This is a genomic window from Streptomyces sp. NPDC002463 (genome assembly GCF_042889835.1).
Classification (GTDB): Bacteria; Actinomycetota; Actinomycetes; order Streptomycetales; family Streptomycetaceae; genus Streptomyces; species Streptomyces nymphaeiformis.
In genome coordinates, this window is sequence record NZ_JBIARL010000020.1 from 1 (window position 1) to 18,107 (window position 18,107).

Annotated in this window: 10 protein-coding genes and 3 pseudogenes; 7 read left to right on the forward strand and 6 right to left on the reverse strand. The window is 70.8% G+C overall.

Annotation, left to right across the window (positions count from 1 at the left end; all coding sequences use genetic code 11):
• Positions 1–1,822: 1,822 nt before the first annotated feature.
• From ACFYX3_RS32330 to ACFYX3_RS32345, 4 genes and pseudogenes are all read left to right on the forward strand, one after another.
• The gene (locus tag ACFYX3_RS32330; RefSeq protein ID WP_389021031.1) at positions 1,823–4,177 is read left to right on the forward strand and encodes a sulfatase-like hydrolase/transferase; all 2,355 of its coding nucleotides are present in this window, start codon (positions 1,823–1,825) and stop codon (positions 4,175–4,177) included.
• A 288-nt stretch (positions 4,178–4,465) separates the two neighbouring features.
• A pseudogene (locus ACFYX3_RS32335) lies at positions 4,466–4,837 on the forward strand (DUF2252 family protein); the annotation flags it as partial.
• 300 nt (positions 4,838–5,137) lie between these two features.
• Positions 5,138–5,392 (forward strand): annotated as a pseudogene (locus ACFYX3_RS32340) (IS1380 family transposase); the annotation flags it as partial.
• A gap of 651 nt (positions 5,393–6,043) precedes the next feature.
• The gene (locus ACFYX3_RS32345) at positions 6,044–7,222 is read left to right on the forward strand and encodes an MFS transporter (RefSeq protein ID WP_389021358.1); all 1,179 of its coding nucleotides are present in this window, start codon (positions 6,044–6,046) and stop codon (positions 7,220–7,222) included.
• Between the two features lie 55 nt (positions 7,223–7,277).
• On the opposite strand, the gene ACFYX3_RS32350 is transcribed toward ACFYX3_RS32345, so the two are convergent.
• The 3 genes from ACFYX3_RS32350 to ACFYX3_RS32360 form a co-directional block, all read right to left on the reverse strand.
• Positions 7,278–7,463, reverse strand: coding sequence for a hypothetical protein (locus ACFYX3_RS32350; RefSeq protein ID WP_389021034.1), 186 nt, complete (start codon positions 7,461–7,463; stop codon positions 7,278–7,280).
• Between the two features lie 595 nt (positions 7,464–8,058).
• Complete coding sequence (locus tag ACFYX3_RS32355) at positions 8,059–9,153, reverse strand: ornithine cyclodeaminase family protein (protein ID WP_389021038.1); 1,095 nt, start codon at positions 9,151–9,153, stop codon at positions 8,059–8,061.
• Positions 9,150–10,025 (reverse strand): PhzF family phenazine biosynthesis protein, encoded by an 876-nt coding sequence (locus ACFYX3_RS32360; RefSeq protein WP_189801171.1) that lies wholly within the window; start codon positions 10,023–10,025, stop codon positions 9,150–9,152. The genes ACFYX3_RS32355 and ACFYX3_RS32360 overlap by 4 nt, the downstream gene beginning before the upstream one ends.
• Positions 10,026–10,097: 72 nt before the next feature.
• Between ACFYX3_RS32360 and ACFYX3_RS32365 the strand changes: the two genes are divergently transcribed.
• Positions 10,098–10,931: a LysR family transcriptional regulator gene (locus ACFYX3_RS32365; protein ID WP_389021044.1), complete on the forward strand. Its 834-nt coding sequence runs from the start codon at positions 10,098–10,100 to the stop codon at positions 10,929–10,931.
• 993 nt (positions 10,932–11,924) lie between these two features.
• Here the strand turns inward: ACFYX3_RS32365 and ACFYX3_RS32370 are convergent.
• The 3 genes from ACFYX3_RS32370 to ACFYX3_RS32380 all read right to left on the reverse strand — a co-directional run bounded on the left by ACFYX3_RS32370 (position 11,925) and on the right by ACFYX3_RS32380 (position 16,639).
• Positions 11,925–14,192, reverse strand: coding sequence for a serine/threonine-protein kinase (locus ACFYX3_RS32370; RefSeq protein WP_389021048.1), 2,268 nt, complete (start codon positions 14,190–14,192; stop codon positions 11,925–11,927).
• 78 nt (positions 14,193–14,270) lie between these two features.
• Positions 14,271–15,332: a PQQ-binding-like beta-propeller repeat protein gene (locus tag ACFYX3_RS32375; RefSeq protein WP_389021051.1), complete on the reverse strand. Its 1,062-nt coding sequence runs from the start codon at positions 15,330–15,332 to the stop codon at positions 14,271–14,273.
• Positions 15,287–16,639 carry a protein kinase gene (locus tag ACFYX3_RS32380; RefSeq protein ID WP_389021054.1) on the reverse strand — a complete coding sequence of 451 codons (1,353 nt, stop codon included), beginning with the start codon at positions 16,637–16,639 and terminating at the stop codon, positions 15,287–15,289. The genes ACFYX3_RS32375 and ACFYX3_RS32380 overlap by 46 nt, the downstream gene beginning before the upstream one ends.
• 7 nt (positions 16,640–16,646) lie before the next feature.
• On the opposite strand from ACFYX3_RS32380, the pseudogene ACFYX3_RS32385 reads away from it, so the two are divergent.
• Together ACFYX3_RS32385 and ACFYX3_RS32390 are read left to right on the forward strand one after the other, a co-directional pair.
• A pseudogene (locus tag ACFYX3_RS32385) lies at positions 16,647–16,877 on the forward strand (IS5/IS1182 family transposase); the annotation flags it as partial.
• Positions 16,878–17,527: 650 nt separating this feature from the next.
• A complete protein-coding gene (locus tag ACFYX3_RS32390; protein WP_389021058.1) occupies positions 17,528–18,061 on the forward strand; it encodes an EF-hand domain-containing protein in 534 nt (177 codons plus the stop codon).
• Positions 18,062–18,107 lie beyond the last annotated feature (46 nt).

Consider the following 18,107-nt stretch of genomic DNA (forward strand, 5'->3'; position numbering starts at 1 on the left):
CGTCACATCAAAACGCGCCACACGCGAGTTCTACCAGCCCAGGCCCGCACACCATCGAGCCTCACGAAGATCCGAACTCCGTACAGCTCCTAGGGACACAGAGAGAGGCGCCTGGCCCGGGCTCTTGCCCGTCAGGCGCCTCTCGACGGCCTCATCCATCGCAGCAGCCGACTTGCGTCGGAACTCCCGGTCTATCCCAGCCGTATCCTGTTCCTGACCAGCTGTGCGTCAGTAGTGTCAGCAAAAGGTCAGCATTCGGCCGACCAGACCTGATCGGGCGCGAGCACATCGTAGAAGCACACCCCAGCAGCTGCGTCACGGTGAGGGGTTGCGAAACGCCCCCTCCCGGTGGCGCGTCGAACGTCGGAGGTATGGCCGAGCGAACCTCCTTCGGGCATCGGCCACGAGGGGAAAGGCCCAGTCCAGCGGCCGTCAGGTGGGTCGCCGGGAGCTCCGGGGCGTCCAGGCGGTCGCCGTCGTACCCCTCCCCCGTTCCGAAGCGGTCACCCGTCGTCCAGGCCTCCCTCGCCTCCCGGATCTCCTCGTCCGCGCGGCCCACGAAGTTCCACCACAGCAAGACCATCCCACGCCCGCTGGACCACGGCGAAGCTCTTCCTCGCGATTGACGCCCTGCCCCGAGAAGGCACCAAGATCCGGACCACCTCGCTCATCGGGAGCGCCAACGCCACTCTCTCCGCAGGCCAGCACCTCGCAACTCCAGTACCACCAGGAGACCAAGAACCAGCTGGACGTCTGCCGAGCGGTTCCCTTGGCGCGCCGACAAGGGATCCGCGCCGGTCACGACGCATCCGCAGAGCGCCGTCCTCGCCTCTGCCGGCCCGGTGTCCTTGCCTTGGGCATCGCCCACGCCGCCGACGGCGCCTCGTGGCCCGAACCGGCGTGATGACCGGCACCCCGGCTCGATCAGCCCCGAGTCCCACCACACCAGCACCGCCGGCCCTGAAGGGACATGTTCGCCTGGGGCGCACTCGTCGCCTCCTCGGCCACCGGTCGTCTGCCGTTCGGGGCAGGCCCGGGTCCGCCCGAAGGAGTGTCTCGCGCCCTGTGATCGGCTGCTTCTCCGTATTCCTGCTTTGCGAAGGAGTCCAGGTCGTACATGGTTCATCTCAACGGCTCGACGATGAGCTGTCGCGCACTGTTCGGGCCGGCGAGCTCCCTGGCAAGGCCTGTAGCCGGAATCGCGACGGACTCACAAAGGCACGATGGTCCGGCTGTGGTTACCGGGCCTCACGCGTACGCGCAGCTGCTCTTCGTCCGGTCGTATCCGTTCTTGCCCTGCTGATCGGCTTGCTCGACGCTGTGGCAAAGCACGAGCTGACCGCAGGTCCGGAGCGCCGTGATCGGCCTCCGTCCACACACCTCGGCCGCCCGCCGCGAAGGTGCAATCACCAGAGGCGACAGTCCTCGACACGCTGTGTGCCGCAGGGCAGGCCGAGACGAAGGGTCCATCGGGCAGGCCTGGAGGTGCTGCCTGGCCTCCGTCATGGCAGCCTGGATACGGAGTCTCCGACCAGGGCGCCCGGCTCGGCGACGACGTTTCCTCGGAGGAGGCCGAACACATCCGGCAACGGGAGACCTGCGGCACGACGCCGCCTGGGAGACCACCTCGTTCCAGAAGCCAGGCCCCTGACGGGTACGGCGGAGCCGCGTTCCCGGCCCGATCTGCGGCCCCGTCGTGAGGCCCATCCGAGTCAGGCCCCGAACCGTGTCTCAGGGCTAGGTATGCGCGCTCTGGCAGGACTGACGTGCAGAGCACATGGGCGACTGCCCCGGTGGGCGCCGATCAGCCGAGGAGAAGGCCATGGCGAAGGACTTCAAGGGGAAGATCGCCCTCGACATCCACGACTCGGAGCCGGACTGGGCGCCGTTCCTGCCCCCGAAGGCACCCCGGGGTTCCCCGAACGTGCTGGTGATCGCCTGGGACGACGTGGGGTACGGGACGATGGAATGCTTCGGCGGTCCGGTGCGAACGCCGACGATGTCGCGGATCGCGGACATGGGCGTGCGTTACTCGAATTTCCACACCACCGCGCTGTGCTCCCCATCCCGGGCCTCGCTGCTGACCGGCCGCAACGCGACGTCGAACGGCATGGCCACCATCGCCGAGTTCAGTTCCGGCTTCCCTGGGATCTCCACGCGCATCCCGTTCGAGAACGGGTTCATCTCGGAGGTTCTGGCCGAGCGCGGCTACAACACGTACTGCATCGGCAAGTGGCACCTCACCCCTGGCGAGGAGACCAGCATGGCGGCGTACAAGGGCCGCTGGCCGTTGGGGCGCGGGTTCGAGCGGTTCTACGGCTTCCTCGGCGGCGAGTCGAGCTGTTGGTATCCGGATCTGGTTCACGACAACCACCAGGTCGAGCCCCCGGCCACACCCGAAGAGGGATACCACATCGCCAAGGACCTGTCCGACAAGGCCATCCAGTTCATTCGCGACGCCAAGGTCGTGGATCCCGACAAGCCCTTCTACATGTACCTGTCACTAGACGCGGCCCATGCGCCCCATCAGGTCTTCAAGGAGTGGGCCGACGCGTACAAGGGCGTGTTCGACCAGGGTTACGAGGCGATCCGGCCGGAGATCCTGCGCCGCCAGAAGGACCTCGGCCTGCTGCCCGAGGACACCGAGCTGTCCGCGATCAACCCCCATGGCGAGCCGGAGGCGACCGGCCCGGACGGGCAGCCGTGGCCGACGCTGGACACCGTTCGCCCCTGGGACACACTCAGCGACGACGAGAAGCGGCTGTTCACCCGGATGGCCGAGGTTTTCGCCGGCTACGTCTCCTACAGCGACGACCAGCTCGGCCGGGTGATCGACTTCCTCGATGCGGCCGGCGAACTCGACAACACGATCATCGTGGCCGTCTCCGACAACGGCGGAAGCGGCGAGGGCGGACCGGACGGCACGTTCAACGAGTGGCGGTTCTTCAACGGCCTGGACACGCCGACCGAGCTGTCCCTGGAACACATCGACGAGCTCGGTAGCCCAACCTCGTACAACCACTACAACACCGGCTGGGCGTGGGCGTTCGACACCCCGTTCCCGTACTGGAAGCGTTGGGCGGGCTACGAGGGCGGCGTGGCCGACATGTGCCTGGTCGCCTGGCCCGCCAAGCTCACGGCGCGGGGCGAGGTGCGCCACCAGTACGTGCACGCGGTGGATGTCGTCCCCACGCTCTACGACCTACTGGGCGTCGATCCTCCCGACGTGCTCAAGGGGTACCCGCAGAGCCCGATCGAGGGTGAGAGTTTCGCGGCCTCGCTCACCGACCCCGCCGCGCCCGGAAAGCAGACCCAGTTCTACGCGATGCTGGGGCAGCGCTCGATCTACCACGACGGGTGGCTGGCCTGCACCGTGCACCCGCCCCTCAGCGGCTGGGGCAACTTCGCCCATGACAAGTGGGAGCTCTACGACTTCACGCGGGACCGCGCACAGTCCAGGGACGTGGCGGCACAGGAACCGGAACGGCTCGAGACGCTCAAGAGCCTGTGGTACTACTACGCGGGCCGCCTCAACGGGCTGCCGCTGGATGACCGCACCGCCCTCGAACAGACGCTCGCCGAGCGTCCGCACGGCACCCCAGCACGAGAGCGCTACATCTACTACCCCGACACCGCCTCGGTGCCCGAGCAGTCCGGAGTCGTGATCAGCGGCCGGTCGTACACCATCGCCGCCGGGGTCGACATCGAGTCGGCCGACGCCGAGGGCGTCTTGTACGCCCATGGTGGCATCGCCGGCGGCCACAGCCTCTACGTCAAGAACCACCGCCTGCACTACGCCTTCAACTGGGTGGGCACGCACCTGCAAGTCGTGGTCGCCGACCGGGAGATCGCACAGGGCAGACACGTACTGACGGCCGAGTTCGCCGCGAACGGACGCAGCGCCGATCCGGCGATGCCGGGTGCAGCGGGAACTCTCACCCTCTACGTCGACGACCAGCCGGTGGGCAGCGGTGACATCGTCACCCAGCCTGGCTACTTCTGCCTGGTCGGAGACGGGATCTGCGTAGGACGCGACGACGCCTCGCCCGTCACCGCCGACTACCAGGCGCCGTTCCGCTTCACCGGCGGCACCATCGACAAGGTCGTCGTCGACGTCTCCGGCGAGCGCTTCGTCGACCACGAGGCCCAGGTCCGCGGCTGGTTCGCCATCGACTGACCGTAAGGCGCCGGCGTGCTGAGCCCCGTCGTGGTACGAGGCTCAGCATTCGACGTCCCGTGTGGAAGCTGCTCCGGGAAATCGCCGACGCGGAATGTGACCTCCTCCCACGAGCTGGCAGATGCTGATTCCCACCAGCCACAAGCCGCGCGCGAGTGGCACGTTTGGCATGCTCCGCGGTCGCAGCACCTGCGGCGACCATGCCCCAGGGCTGGAGGGGAACTCCGAGCCCGGCCGCCGTCCACGGGGAGACGCGATCCACCCGTGCAGCAGCACGGGCAGGACCCACAGGGGGAACGCGTCGTCTCCGGCCAACGGTTGATGCAGTCCACCAGCGGCATCTTCCTCGGCTGGGAGCGGGTGGACGGGATCGACGGCAGGAAGCGCGACTTCCACGTCCGCCATCTGCGGGACTGGAGGGCATCGCCCTGTCAGAGAGGATGAATCCGAGACGCATGCAGGCGTTCGGCGAACTGCGCGGGGTCGCGCCGGCCCGTGGCACGCGCGGTCCGGCGACGGCATCGCGATCGCCGCGTACTGGCCGGCGGCGACTCGTTCGACCGAGCACTCGCGACGTTCACGGAAGCCTACGCCGAGCGGAACGAACGCGACCACCACGCCCTCGTCGATGCCGTGTCCGTGGGCTGGCTGCCCTCGGAGGAGCTGCCTCCCCTGGTGGGCGGCGGCACCTCGGGGAACATCGCCGGCAACACCTCCGGGAACACCACGGGAGGAAACACGTCGGGCAGCACCGCCGGAAACACGACCGGTGGGTCCATCACCGGGGGGAACGTCGCCGGCACGAACGGCGGCAAGCCCGGCGGGCCGCACCACGGCGGCCCGGACTACAACGGCCCGGACCACGGGCATGACGAAGGCCCCGGCAAGCCGGACCACGGTGAGCACCCTGAAGGGCACTACGGATACGCCGACAAGCCGGCGGACCATGAGGGTTACCATCTCGCCGATGCCACCGGGCTGACCAGCGCGTACTCCACCGCGCTGAGGCCGCTTCGGCGACGCGGCACCGGTCAAGCCCCAGGCCGGACCGCCGCCGACCGCGCGGTGATGGTGGCTGACGGCGGCGAGGCGATCGCGGATCTGGCCGCGCTGCGGGACCAGGGCGAGGTGTTCGGCCCGGTGGCCTCCACGCCGACGGCCTGGCGGCTGCCGGCCGCCGTCGACAAAGGCGTGTCGACGCGGTTGGCCGGGGCGGGGGAGATCGAGGACGTCTTCGACGCCGTGACGGGCCGGGGCCAGCAGGTGGGGCCAGACTCCGGCCTTGCGGCGAACGTCCTGGCGAACCGGCTGGAACGCACGGCGATGCAGGTCTCGGCGGCGGACGAGGGCGAACCAGGTCCAGGGCGAGACGCGTCTTTGATCGCCGTGATCGCGGCGTCCTTTGCGCTCGCCGCTCAGCTGCACGCCGATCACGGCGGCGTGCAGGGCACCCGGAAGGCTCTGGGCGGCGTGGCGGAAGCCATGGTCGACGTCCTTCGGGGCGTGCACGCTCTGCGCGTCGCCATCGGCGATGGGCAGGGGAGCACCGAGGAGTGACCTGGAACTTGTACGCGAGGGCGTTCAGGACGTGGGCGCGGTGCAGCGGATGCCGTCGGCGGGGTGCCTGGCTGCATGGGTCAGAACTGAGAGCAGATGTTCACGGCTGTTGTCCTGTCGCAACGAAGCCAGTCGTCCGGGCGCTGCTGAGTAGGTGTTCTGAACCCAGGGCGAATGGAGGATCCCGAAGGTCGCCTCCGTTCGTGGGGCAGATGAATTGGGGTTGCGGTGGTCCGGTGAACCCGGTGAGGTACCTCCATGGACGGTGCCACGGAGCAGGTGCAACGGGCGAGGTCGGGAAAAGGCGGCATGGTCGCGCCACGACCGGCTTCATGGCACGGGCCGACGGTGCTTGCCGCCCTGATGCTGGCCGCCTTCACCTTCAACACTGCGGAGAACCTGCCTATCGGCCTCCTGGAGGTCATCTCCGAAAGCCTGCGGGTATCGGTGTCAGCGGTCGGTCTTCTGGTTACCGGTTATGGCGTGACGGTGGCCGTTGCGTCTCTGCCGCTCGCCCACGTCATGCGGGCAGTGCCCCGGCGCTACGTGCTCACGGGACTCCTGGCCGCGCTGGTCGTGTCCAGTCTGGCTGCCGCGCTGACCACTTCCTATTGGCTGCTTCTCATGGCACGGCTACTGACCGCGCTCGCTCAAGCGTTGTTCTGGGCCGTGATGGGGCCGGTCGCGGTGGGGCTGTTCGCGCCCGCGGTGCGTGGGCGTGTGGTCGGGGCGCTGTCCGTCGCTGGTTCGCTCGCACTTGTGATCGGTGTGCCCGCCGGGACCTGGTTGGGCCGTCTCAGCGACTGGCGGGTGCCAGTCGCCGTGCTTGCAGGTCTGGGGATCGTCTCTCTGTCGACGATCGCCGTTCTGCTGCCGACGTCACGGCCGGAGGAAGAGGACGCCGCCTACGGAGTCAGTCCCGACGTCCGGCGGTTCGGGATCGTGCTGGCGGCCGGAACCTTGTCCGCTGCCGGGGCGTTCGCGGGATTCACCTACATCGTGAGGTTCCTGGGCGACGTGAGCGGCTTTCCTCCCAGCATTGTGAGCGTTCTGTTCATGGCTTTCGGTGTTGCGTGTCTGTTCGGGGTGAGTGTCACTGGGGCCGTGCTGGATCGGTTTCCGCATGCCGCGCTGGCCGCTGCCGTGGCCACTCAGGCGGTGGGCTTGCTCGGCCTGTACGTGGCGGGCACCGATCCGGTGGCAGCGGTGGTGTTCTTGGTGCTGATGGGCGGTGCCGTCGGGCCGGTGTTCATGACGACCCAGAACGCGATGCTGCACTGTGCTCCAGGTCGCACGGATATCGCGCTCGCGGCGAACTCCGGCGCCTACAACGCCGGCATCGCGGCCGGCGCCGCGCTCGGAGGACTGATCCTGCCGCTTGCCGAGGTGCGGGGCGCCTTCCTCGCCGGCGGCCTGCTTTCTGTCGCGGCCTGCGCGGTGTTACTCGGCGGACGGCTGCTGCGACTACGACCCGAACCGGCTGGGTAGACCCCACCGTCAACGGGCTGCTGGTGGCTTCCTCGCCCAGTGACCGGCGCGACCTCTACGGGATGAGGCGGCGGGTCATGACGGTGATGAGTGCCCCGTTCAGTTGGGCTTCGGAGTGTTGTGAGAGGCGTTCGTAGTCGCGGACGTTGCGGCGGGCGTTCATGACCCAGCCGATGGTGCGTTCGACTTTCCAGCGGCGGGGAAGGACGATGAATCCCTTGGCCCCGCGGGGGCGGGTCACGGTTCGCAGGGTTGTCCAGAGGCGGTCGTCGGGCCAGTTCACGAGCTGGCCGGCCTAGGCGGAGTCGGCCCAGACCTGGGTGATCTGCGGCTGGGTGAGACGCAGGCCCCAGAGGAGTTCGCGGGCTGCGTCGCGGTCGGTCATGCTGGCGGGCGTCACCGTGATGATCACGGGCAGGCCGAGGGTGTCGACGGCCAGGTGTCTCTAGCGGCCGTTCATCTTCTTCCCGGCGTCGTAGCCGCGGGTCTTGCTGCCGACGGTCGAGGACGACCGCCCGCGACCACAGGCGGGGTCCGGCGTCGGCAGGCGGGACCAGGCCCGAGCCGGTGGCCCGGCGCCACGCCGCGACCGGCACCCGCAGCCGGCCCGCGGCCTCCGACTCGTCGTACGTCTCACGCATCACTCACTGCGACGAAGCCCCCGCCGTGAGCGGCAGGGGCTTCGGGAGGGGCGGGGAACGAACGGGCCAGCGACTCCCAGAGTCATGAATGTCTGTCTGCGAAGACATCCGGGGTACCCCACAACGGTGAGATGTGGCTCTGCGAGGTCCGTGGCGTGTACGAGGTGAGTGAGCGCGGCATGCCCGGCCTCGGGATCAAGCTGCGTCAGGGTCATGGCAGCCCACAGCCGGATGCCGCCGCTGCCCTCCCTGCCGTGGCGCATTGGACAAGTGCAGGTCCGTCGCACAGGCCGGTGGCCGACTGCGCTGCGGGCCCGTGCCCCGGAGGAGGTCCAGGGTGACCTGGGCCGCCGCGAGGTCCTGCACGCCCAGGCCGATGAGCTTGCAGACGGTGATCTCGTCGGCCCGTTCGCGGCCCGGTGCCGACCCCGCAAGCACCTCGCCGAGTTCCGCGGGCTCTGGGAAGGCCGCTTGGGCCCGCGCGAGGTCTCCGTGGACGGCGGTGAGGGCGCGACTGTCGACCACGATCCGGTCGGCGCGGTACAGGCAGGACGGGGACAGTTCGGCCTTGGTCGGGTCGTCGGCTCCTACGGCGGTGATGTGCAGGCCGGGAGCCAGCCACTCGGCGTCGACCAGCGGTTCGGTGCTGGCGGTGGCCGTCACCAGCACGTCGGCGCCCTCGCACGCCTGCCGGGCGGTGCCCACCGGGGTCACCCGCAGGTCGGGGCGGCGTGTGACCAGCGCGGCGGCCAGGCGGCGCACGCGTTCGTCGCGGCGGCCCCAGACCCTCGCCTCGCGGATCGGCAGTTCGTCGGCAGCCGCCAGGATCTGCAGATACGCCTGAACTCCGGTACCCAGCACGCCGACTACGGCGGAGTCCGGCCGGGCCAGCGTGCGCGCGGCGAGCGCGCCGGCGGCCGCGGTGCGGATGTCGGACAGGTGGTGCTCGTCCTCCAGCACGGCCTGCAGGTCCCCGGTCCGGGCGTCGAACACGGCGACGGCACCGGCTCCCGGCGTGCCGCCACGCCGGGCACGTTCCGCGAACCAGGTGGCCACCTTCACCGTGAAGACGGAACGGCCCGGCAGCCAGGCCGACTTCACGTGCACGTCGCCGTCCCGGCCCGCCGGCGCGAACACCGCCACAGGCGAGTCGCCCAGTCCGCGGCTGAAGTCGGCCAACGCAGCCGCCACTTCCTCGACGACGTCCTCGTACCCCACGAGCGCGCGGATCGTGTCCGGCCCGACGTATGCCGGAATCGCCTGTACCGTCTGCCGGGTCGCGGCGCTCACTGAGGCAGCACCTCCAGCCGTCCCTCGCCGACGAAGGAGACCTCGCCACCGACCCGCACGGAGTGGATGTCCTCCCCGTGGCCGTGGGCGCTGATGGTCATCTCGCTGGGGCGTCCGGTGAACCGACCCTGGCGCAGGGTCACGGCTTCGCCGTCGCCGATGCAGCCGTGACGGCGCAGGTAGGCTGCGGCGCAGCCGGCTCCGCTGCCGGTGGCCACGTCCTCGGTCAGCCCGTCGTTGTTCCAGTGCCGCGCCTCCAGAGCGGCGGCATCGAGGACGTAGGCGAACTGGGCGCCGAGGTCCGCCAGTCGTGAGCTGATGTCCGAGGTGATGCGGGCACGGTCGAGGGCGCCTTCGCGGACCGGGAGCACCAGGTAGCGCAGCCCTGTGGAGACGACCTCCGGGGGAAGGTCCGGATCGAGGTCCTTGGCGTCGAGGCCGAACAAGGACGCCAGGTCCTTCGCGTCCGAGGGCTCGGGGCGGCCGAGGAAGGCGGCCCGGCCCTGATCCAGCACGCTGGCGTACCGTCCGGTTCCGAGCCGCCTCGTGGTCACCTCCACGGTGCGGGCCTTCAAGCGCAGCATCCACGTCTCCTCCTCGCCGGCACCGTGCAGGGCGTGCAGCACACACCCAGCCCCGATGACGGGGTGCCCGGCGAAGTCCAGTTCCTCGATGAGGTCGAAGACCCGCGCCTGCCAGACCGAGTTCCCCGACGTCTTGTCCGGGGTCAGGAAGATCGACTCGAAGTGGCGCAGCTCCTGCGTGATCCGCTGCATCTGGGGGCCGCTGAGCTTGGCGGCGTCGGGGAAGACAGCCAGGCTGTTGCCGCTGTAGGGCAGGCCGGTGAAGACATCGACGTGGTGGTAGAACATGCGGCTGAGGCTACGAGCCCACGAGGCCAGAAGGAACTGGCCAATCTCGGAGATCCCTCATAACGTCTGCTTATGGGATCGGATCTGGACATGGCACAGCTGCGGGTCTTCGTCACCTGCACCCGCTCCGGCAGCATCAGCCGCGCCGCAACCGCGCTCGGGCACAGCCAGCCCGCGCTCAGCCAGCAACTGCGCAGGCTGGAACGCACCGTCGGACAGCCACTCCTGCACCGCGCCGCCACCGGCGTCACCCTCACCAAGGCCGGCGAGGCGCTGCTGCCGTACGCCGAACGCATCCTGGCCCTGTCCACCCAGGCACTCGGCGCCACCGGCCCGGCCATCCAGGGGCACTGCGGCGTGGGCCTGCTCGAAGACCTCACCACCGCGCCACTCCCTCAGGCCCTGGCCGACTTCACCCGCATGAACCCCCGGGCCACCCTGGAGCTGATCAGCGGCCCCGGCCCCGTACTCCGCGAGGCATATGACAAAGGACGCATACACCTGGCGCTGTGCGACCCGTCCTATCTCCCCGAGCCACCCCGGTGGACGGTGCGCCTCCCTATGGCCTGGGCCGCCGCCCCCAGCCTGGACATCACCCTCGACCCTCTCCCCCTGGTCCTCTTCTCCCAGCCCTGCCGCTGGCGCCAACCGCTCCTCGACTCCCTCGAAGCCGCCGGACGCGGCTGGCGCACCGCATTCGAGAGCACCAGCGTGCCCGGCGTCCGGGCGGCCGTCCGCGCCGGCCTCGGCGCGGCCGCCCTCCTTCCGGCCACCGTCGAACCGGGCACCGCCGTACACGGCCTTCCCGTGCTCCCCGAAGTCGAACTCGGGCTGATCAGGCGCCCCGGAACCGAGGGCGATGTCCTCGTCGACGCCGTCGAAGCCGTCCTCAAACGGCTCGCCTGATCAGCTACCCGCCCCCCGCTTCCGGCCAGAAGCCGGTCACCTCCTTGGTCAAGCGACCACAGTCCGCATGGGGTACCAGCGCCACCGCGCCGACATGCGCATCTCATATCGTCGGCGAAATGGGCGTGGAAGCCGTACCGGTCGCGGCCCTGGCCGACGACCCTCGTCGGCCCTCATGCCATCGCCGATCGCCGTGACGCACAGTCCTCGGTCGCCGCAATTCGCCAGCACGTCGCAGCAGGGTCCAGACGATGGGTGCGCTATTCGGCGGCGCGCAGCGGCTGTCAACAATCACCGGGTCGTCATCCTCGGCAGTGGCTGCGGAACGCGTCTCGACCACGGTCTGCCCGTCCGGAGAGACGACAGCCATGGTCACCGTCAGATGGTCGGAACAGGTTGTGGGTGAGTCTCCGCCCAACCTCCCGAGCGTTTCTTGCTCTGCCCTCAGGAGCCTTTCTACTCGGATGTCACACGTAGCCCAGAGGAGACATGCGGCCGCCTGCGCATCAGCCATCCGGCGTACCCGGTCCGGGGGACGCGGCACTGGTACCACACCTCAACGCGGCTCGTTCCGGCGTTCGGCGGCAGAGCATGCTTCGGCCACCGAGCGCCGAGGACCTCCCAGGAGCGCTCACTTGACGATCTTGTCCAGGCAGTCGCGGGAGACGTCGCGGGCGAGGCGTACCATCTTGGCCGCCTCCGTCAGTTCGGACCGCGTCGTGTCCAGGTCGCTCCGGTGGGCCTCGACGTTCGGGGCTTCGGTCGCCTTTCGGGCCTCTTGGCAGCATCACGCAGCCAGGTGCGCGCGCAGCTCTTACGCTCCCCGGGCCGGAGATCGGCCTCCTCTGCGTTCCTCTTCGATCCCGACGCTGCCGCCGACGAGATGCGCGCCCGCGGGTAGTACGAGCCTCTCGTGCCCTGGCCGGGCCGCACGAACACGACGCCAAGCCGCCCTTTGCCTCGGATCAGGCCCGCGACCCAGCCCGGCGGGGGTCAGGGCAGGCGCACTGACCACAGCCCGGTGTCCTTGACGACGAAGACGACGTCGCCGGCGACCAGAGTCAGCGGCACCTCGGGGTCGGACAGGTCGGGCCAGGAAGCAGGCCGTTCGAACGCGATCGGCGCGCCGTCCGTCAGTGACCGCGTTTCGACCCCCGATCCGTTGATCAGCACGAGCCGCCGCCCGACGACGAGCGCCTGGCCCCGGTCCATGAAGCCCGTCGCGTCCCAGGGCGTGCGCCACAGCACCGTCCCGTCGCCGGAACGGCTCCCGATCAGCTCCCTGAGCTTTCCGGTCTCCGTCTGCGTCTCGTAGAGGCTGACCGCCGTGCTCGCGTCGGCCGTCAGCGGCCGGCCGGGAAAGCCGCCACGTACGCGGAGCGTGCCCCCGTCCCGAATCTGTGTCGTGTCGTCGTTCATCCACTTGTAGAAGGTCCCGTCCGGCCCTACCAGGTCGGTGCCGGTTCGCCTCCCGACGACGAGCAGCCGACCGTCCCGCTGGTCCAACTGCCAGGTTCCCCCGGGGCCGGTGAGGTACAGGCGGCCGGCCGCCGGCGTCATGCTGTTGGGGTACGCCTCCTTGACCTTGGTCTCCCAGATCCTCTGGCCGTCGCTCTCCCGATAGGCGCGGAACAGCATCTCCCCGGGCAGCCCTGCTCCCCCCGCGCCCTCGTAGGCGACGTAGACCCTGCCGCCCGCCGCGACCGCCAGCTCCGGCAGGAAGCCGGCCGCCCCCGGCCAGTGGGCCAGCGGCCGGGCGTCGGAGCGCCGCGCGACGAGGACGCCCCCGCCCTCCGGGAGGTACACCCGGTCCCCGGAGAGGCCCGCCGTCATGACCGCACCGCCCGCGCGGACCGGCGCCGTGTGCCGCCACACGAGCTTCCCGTCGGCCGGACGGCGGGCCTCCACTCCCTCCTTGTCACTGCACACGAGCAGGTCCACGCCGAGCACGCACCCGTCGACGTGGGCCCCGGCCGTGGCGTGCCACGGCTTCCAGCCCTTCGGCCGCTCCGCTCCCCGCGTCCCCGGCTCGGGGTAGGCCCAGGTGATCGCGCCGAGGTTGCCCCCGTTCGCCATGGGTTCGACCGGATCGGGCGGCGCGGTGGGCCGTACCGCGGTCGACGGACTCGGTGCCGCCCCCGTTCCCTTGCCGTCGCCGTCGTCCCGGGCGAGCAGCCGCACCCCGACGAGAGTCGCCGTCACCGCGAGCACCGCGGCCACCGCGGTCACCGCCACCCTCACGCGCGTACGGCTCCGCCGCGGGGGCACGTCCGGCGGCGCCGGTACCGGCACGGCGGCGGAGGGCACAGCCGGGACCAGCGGCGCCGATGCCACGACCTCACGCGTCTTCGCCTCGTACGCGCCGATCAGCTCCCGCACCCCGGCAGGCCACGGGAACGGCTCCTCGGAACGGGCGAAGAGCGCCCCCGGCCGCTCCCCGGCGGCCCGCGGGTCGAACGCCCTGACCAGGGCGTCCGTCGTGGGCCGTGCGTGCGGGGCGACGGCCAGGCAGGCACCCACGAGTTCCCGCAGGCCGTCCGGTACGAGCCGGAGGTCGGCGTGCCCCTCGGCGATCCGGGCGATCACGGCGGCCGGCTCGGCGTCGTCGAAGGGGCCGCGCCCGGTGGCCGCCCAGCACAGCAGCACGCCCAGGCTGAAGACGTCGGAGGCGGGACCCACGGACCCCGTGCCGTCCAGTTGCTCCGGAGACATGAAGCCCAGGGTGCCCACGACCATGCCGGCAGCCGTCAGGACCGTGCCGTCGAAGGCCCGGGCGATGCCGAAGTCGATGACCTTGGGACCGGCCGCGGCGCAGAGCACATTGGCGGGCTTGAGGTCCCGGTGGACGATCCGCGCCCCGTGGATCGCGCGCAGGGCCCGCGCGAGATCGGCCCCGAGGGCCCGGACGACGTCGAGGGGCAGCGGCCCGTGCCGCGTGACCGCCTCGGCGAGCGAAGGGCCGGTGACGTACTCGGTGGCCAGCCACGGAGGTCCGGCGTCCGGTGCCGCGTCGAGCAGAACGGCGGTGAACGGGCTGCGTACGGCACGGGCCGCGTCCGCCTCCCGGCGGAAACGCAGCCGGAACTCCGCGTCGAGACACGCGTCCTCACGGACGGTTTTGACCGCCGCGAGACCGGCCGGGCCGGCGGTGCCCGCCCGCCGGGCGAGATGGACCGTGCCCATGCCGCCCGCGCCGATCCGGCCGATGAGCACATACGGGCCGACACGGCGGACGGCGGACGCGTCCAGGGGCTCCAGCACGACGACTCCAGGTTCTCCGGGGATGCGGCGGCGCATCGGGGGTTCGGTGGTGTGTCAGGTCGGCAACGGATCGCTGGTTCAGCGCTCCGGAAGGGTCTGCGCGCGGACGGTGCCGTCGAAGTAGCCGAGCAGGACGATGCCGCCGACCGAGAGCAGGGACGGAGCACGGCGGGTGCCCGGACGAGCGGGGGTGGTGTCGGCGGCCCGGTTGCCGGGGGCGCCGGGCACCGGTGCCGTGAGCGGCCGGCCTTCGTCCTCGGGGGGCACCACGTGAAGGGTGGCGTTGTCCGCGTAGACGATCCGATCGCCGATCGCGACGGGCGGCGCCAGTGGGGCCGGCCGGCCGTCGTCGCCGCGCGGGATCGCGGTCACCGTCGTCAGCTCGGACAGCCCGTTGTAGACAGCGTCATGGACCCGCACGACCCTTCTCTCGGCGGGCAGTTCGAGCACCAGGGGGCTGCCCAGGGCGGCCGGACCGAACACGGCGTCCCGCACCGCGACGTCCCCCGCGAGCCGGAACCGCCCGCTCGAGTAGCTCGTCGTCAGGCCCTCGGCCGCCCGGAAGTGGATCCCCCGGCCGTCGGGGTCCGGGCACACCAGCTCACCGGCGGAAAGCCGCGGATCGGGGCAGTACCGGGTGTCGGGCGCTCCCGACCCGGTCCCGCCGGAGGGCGCCTCGTGCAGCGTCTTCCCCGTGGCCGGGCTCCATGCGGTCAGGCCCTCCTCACCGTTGACGTAGAGCTGGTCCGGTGCGTACGCGAGGACGCCCTGCCGTTCGGCCTGCCCGCGGGTCTTCCGCGCGACGGGCCGGGTCCAGCGACGGTGGCCGTCAGCGAGTGCGTACGCGTCGCTGTGGACGCCGTCGGAGTCGTCGCGGTTGACGTAGACGGTGGTGTCCACGCCGAGCAGTCGGCCCAACGGGCGTCCGGACAGCGGCTTTTCCCACCGGATCGTCCCGTCGGCCGTCGCACGGGCCCGGAGCCGACCCTCCTCGGCGGTGACGACCACGCTGCCGGCGAGGACGGGGCCCGTGGCGGCGGCACCGGGTTCTGGGGCCTTCGCCGGCGGGACCCGCCAGGTCCGCGCGCCGTCCTTCAGCCGGAGCGCCTGGGTGCTGCCGTCCGCGAGCCGGCACACCATGACGGAGTGGTCGGCGGCACAGGCCACGGGGCCCGCGGGGAGGTGCACGGTCCAGGGCCGCCAGCCCGCAGGGCGCAGCGAGGGCGCGGCGTCGAAGCTCCTGCCCCGGTCGGGGCCGCCGAGTTCGTCCACGTACGAAGCCTGTGCGGCGGCCGGAGCGGTACTGCCTCCGGCCCCGGACGGTGAGGCGGACGGCCCGGGGGTCGCCAGGCCGCGCGACTGCGGCCACGGCCACCGTCCGGTCGCGTAGGTCCCGCCGAGCCCGGCACCGGCCAGAAGCGCCAGGGACGCCACGACGGCCACCGCCGGCCCACGGCGCCGGCCCGGCGGGGCGCGGTCACGGTCGGCAGGTCGTGCAGACCGGGTGCGGCGATGTCCCCCAACCGGGCGTCCAGCTCTTCCAGTGCGGCTTCACGCAGGGCGAGGTCACGGATCACGTGTGCGGGCCACGGGACGTCCGCCGCTCCCCCGCCGTCGGCGTCCGCGGGATCTTCGTCCGCGAGAAGGCGGGCCAGCTCGGCCGTGTCCGGACGGCTCGACGCGTCCTGCGCCAGACACGGTGTGAGCACCTCGCGCAGCCCGTGCAGAAGCCCCGTCAGGTCGGCCTCGGCCCGGGCGATGCGGAACAGGACGGCGGCAAGGGGGCCGTCGCCGAACGGGCCGCGTCCCGTGGCCGCGTAACAGAGCAGCGAGGCGAGGCAGAAGACGTCCGAGGCGGCGACGACGTGCTCGCTGCCCGCCACGTGCTCGGGTGACATGAACCCCGGCGACCCGACGATCTTTCCGGTGGCGGTCATGGTGCTCGCGCCGAAGACACGGGCGATGCCGAAGTCGATGACCTTGGGACCGGCCTTCGTGAGGAGCACGTTCGCGGGCTTCAGATCGCGGTGCAGGACCCGCGCGTGATGGATCGAGCGCAGGGCGGCGACGAGACCGCGGCCAAGGGCGCGCACCGCCGGCTCCGGCAGCGGACCGCCGCCGCGGACCACTTCCTCCAGGTTCGGTCCCGGCACGTACTCGGTGGCCAGCCACGGGGGTGCACCGTCCGCGTCGCCGTCGATGAGCCGCGCCGTGTACCGGCCGGACACCTCCCGCCCGGTCTCGATCTCGCGCCGGAAGCGGGAGCGGAAGCCCTCGTCGTCCGCGAGGTCACCGTGCACGGTCTTCAGCGCGACGAAGGTTCGCTGCGGCGGCCGCCGTTCGTCTGCCGCGAGGAACACCTCGCCCATGCCGCCAGATCCGAGCCGGGCGACGATCCGATAGGGACCGACGGCCCGGGGCGACGCGTCCCGTAAGCCCCCAAGCACTCCTGCAGCCTCCCCCGCACCTGGTCACAAGGCGACCATGACAGCACAGGGGCAGGGTCGGAACAAGGCGTGCGAAAGGGCCCTCCTCCCCGGCGAGGACAACGCCGAGTACCGCAGAGTGCGGGCCCGCGTCGAGCACGCCGTCGCCCGCATGAATCACTACAAGATCCTCCGCGTCTACCGCCGGCGCGGCAACGGCCTCCGTCACGCGGTCCAGGCCGTCGCCCACATGCACAACCCGCCCTGGCGACGTGATCAGACCACCCCCAAAGCAGTCCTGACCTGCCCGGACACAACTCAGGCACCCAGTACGTTCGTCGCCCCCGTCAGCGTTGGGCCGGCAGCAGCGTGCCGCTCCGCACGCCCTCGGCAGGACCAAGAGCCCTGGGCCCCACTGGTGACCATCGACCAAGATCCGGACCATTCTCGGACCAGCGTCTTCCGAGCATCCGCAGCTTTCCTTCTTTTCGCTGGTCAGAGGAGTGCCTCTGCCGTACCACCAGCAGGCGAAGAACCTGCTGGTCAGCTACTCGCCGAAGAAGCTCGGCTTCTTCTAGCAGGCGGACCCGAGGGTGGGGGCACAGGCGTACGCGCGTGGACCGTGAGGTATCAGGGCCCGGCAGCGCATGGTGGAGGCGGAGCCGTCGAGTCCGACGACGGCGGTGTCGTCTGGCAGGAGCGCGTACGCGCCGTCGGGGGGACGCGGAGGGCATCACCCTGGTTCGCGGGTGCCCGGGACGAGCCGCCCCGGACTGATGGTCGGCAAACTCACTCCTTCCGGTAACGACGGCCGCCTCACCGTCACGCCCCTCCCTCCAGCGCGGTTACGTGGAAGAACTCATTGAGCCGTGCCCGGAACCGACGGGCCGCACGAGACAGGTGACGGACATGCGCACTGAGGCCGCCAAGCGGGTCGAGCTGGTCTTCTCCCTCTTCGACGTCAACGGCAACGGAGTCATCGACTCCGGCGACTTCGACCTGATGACGGGACGTGTTCTGGAGGCGGCGGTCGCATCGGACGCCGGTGCCAAAGAGGCCATCCGGGCTTCGTTCCGCCGCTATTGGACGACGCTGGCCACCGAGCTGGACGCCAACGGCGACGGCGTGATCACCGTCGAGGAGTTCCGCCCCTTCGTGCTCGACCCCGAGCGCTTCGGCCCCACGATCACCGAGTTCGCCCAGGCGCTCTCCGTACTCGGGGACCCGGACGGGGACGGCCTGATCGAGCGCCCGCTCTTCATGTCGCTGATGACGGCGATCGGGTTCGAGGAGACGAACATCGACGCGCTCTTCGACGCCTTCGACCCGGACGCCGAGGACCGCATCACCGTGGCCACGTGGGCCGCCGGCATCGAGGACTACTACGCACCGGACCTGGCCGGGATCCCCGGCGACCGACTGGTGGGCGCACCGGCCGTCTGACACGGCCCGCTCGCGGGCGTCCCGGGGCGGGGTCTGCCGTCCCGGG

What these genes read in the sequence shown, in the direction of transcription:
- ACFYX3_RS32365 (WP_389021044.1), top strand. Translation starts at nt 10,098, where the DNA reads ATGGGATCGGATCTGGACATGGCACAGCTGCGGGTCTTCGTCACCTGC.
- ACFYX3_RS32345 (WP_389021358.1), top strand. Translation starts at nt 6,044, where the DNA reads ATGGTCGCGCCACGACCGGCTTCATGGCACGGGCCGACGGTGCTTGCC.
- ACFYX3_RS32390 (WP_389021058.1), top strand. Translation starts at nt 17,528, where the DNA reads ATGCGCACTGAGGCCGCCAAGCGGGTCGAGCTGGTCTTCTCCCTCTTC.
- ACFYX3_RS32375 (WP_389021051.1), bottom strand. Translation starts at nt 15,332, where the DNA reads ATGGTGTGCCGGCTCGCGGACGGCAGCACCCAGGCGCTCCGGCTGAAG.
- ACFYX3_RS32360 (WP_189801171.1), bottom strand. Translation starts at nt 10,025, where the DNA reads ATGTTCTACCACCACGTCGATGTCTTCACCGGCCTGCCCTACAGCGGC.
- ACFYX3_RS32330 (WP_389021031.1), top strand. Translation starts at nt 1,823, where the DNA reads ATGGCGAAGGACTTCAAGGGGAAGATCGCCCTCGACATCCACGACTCG.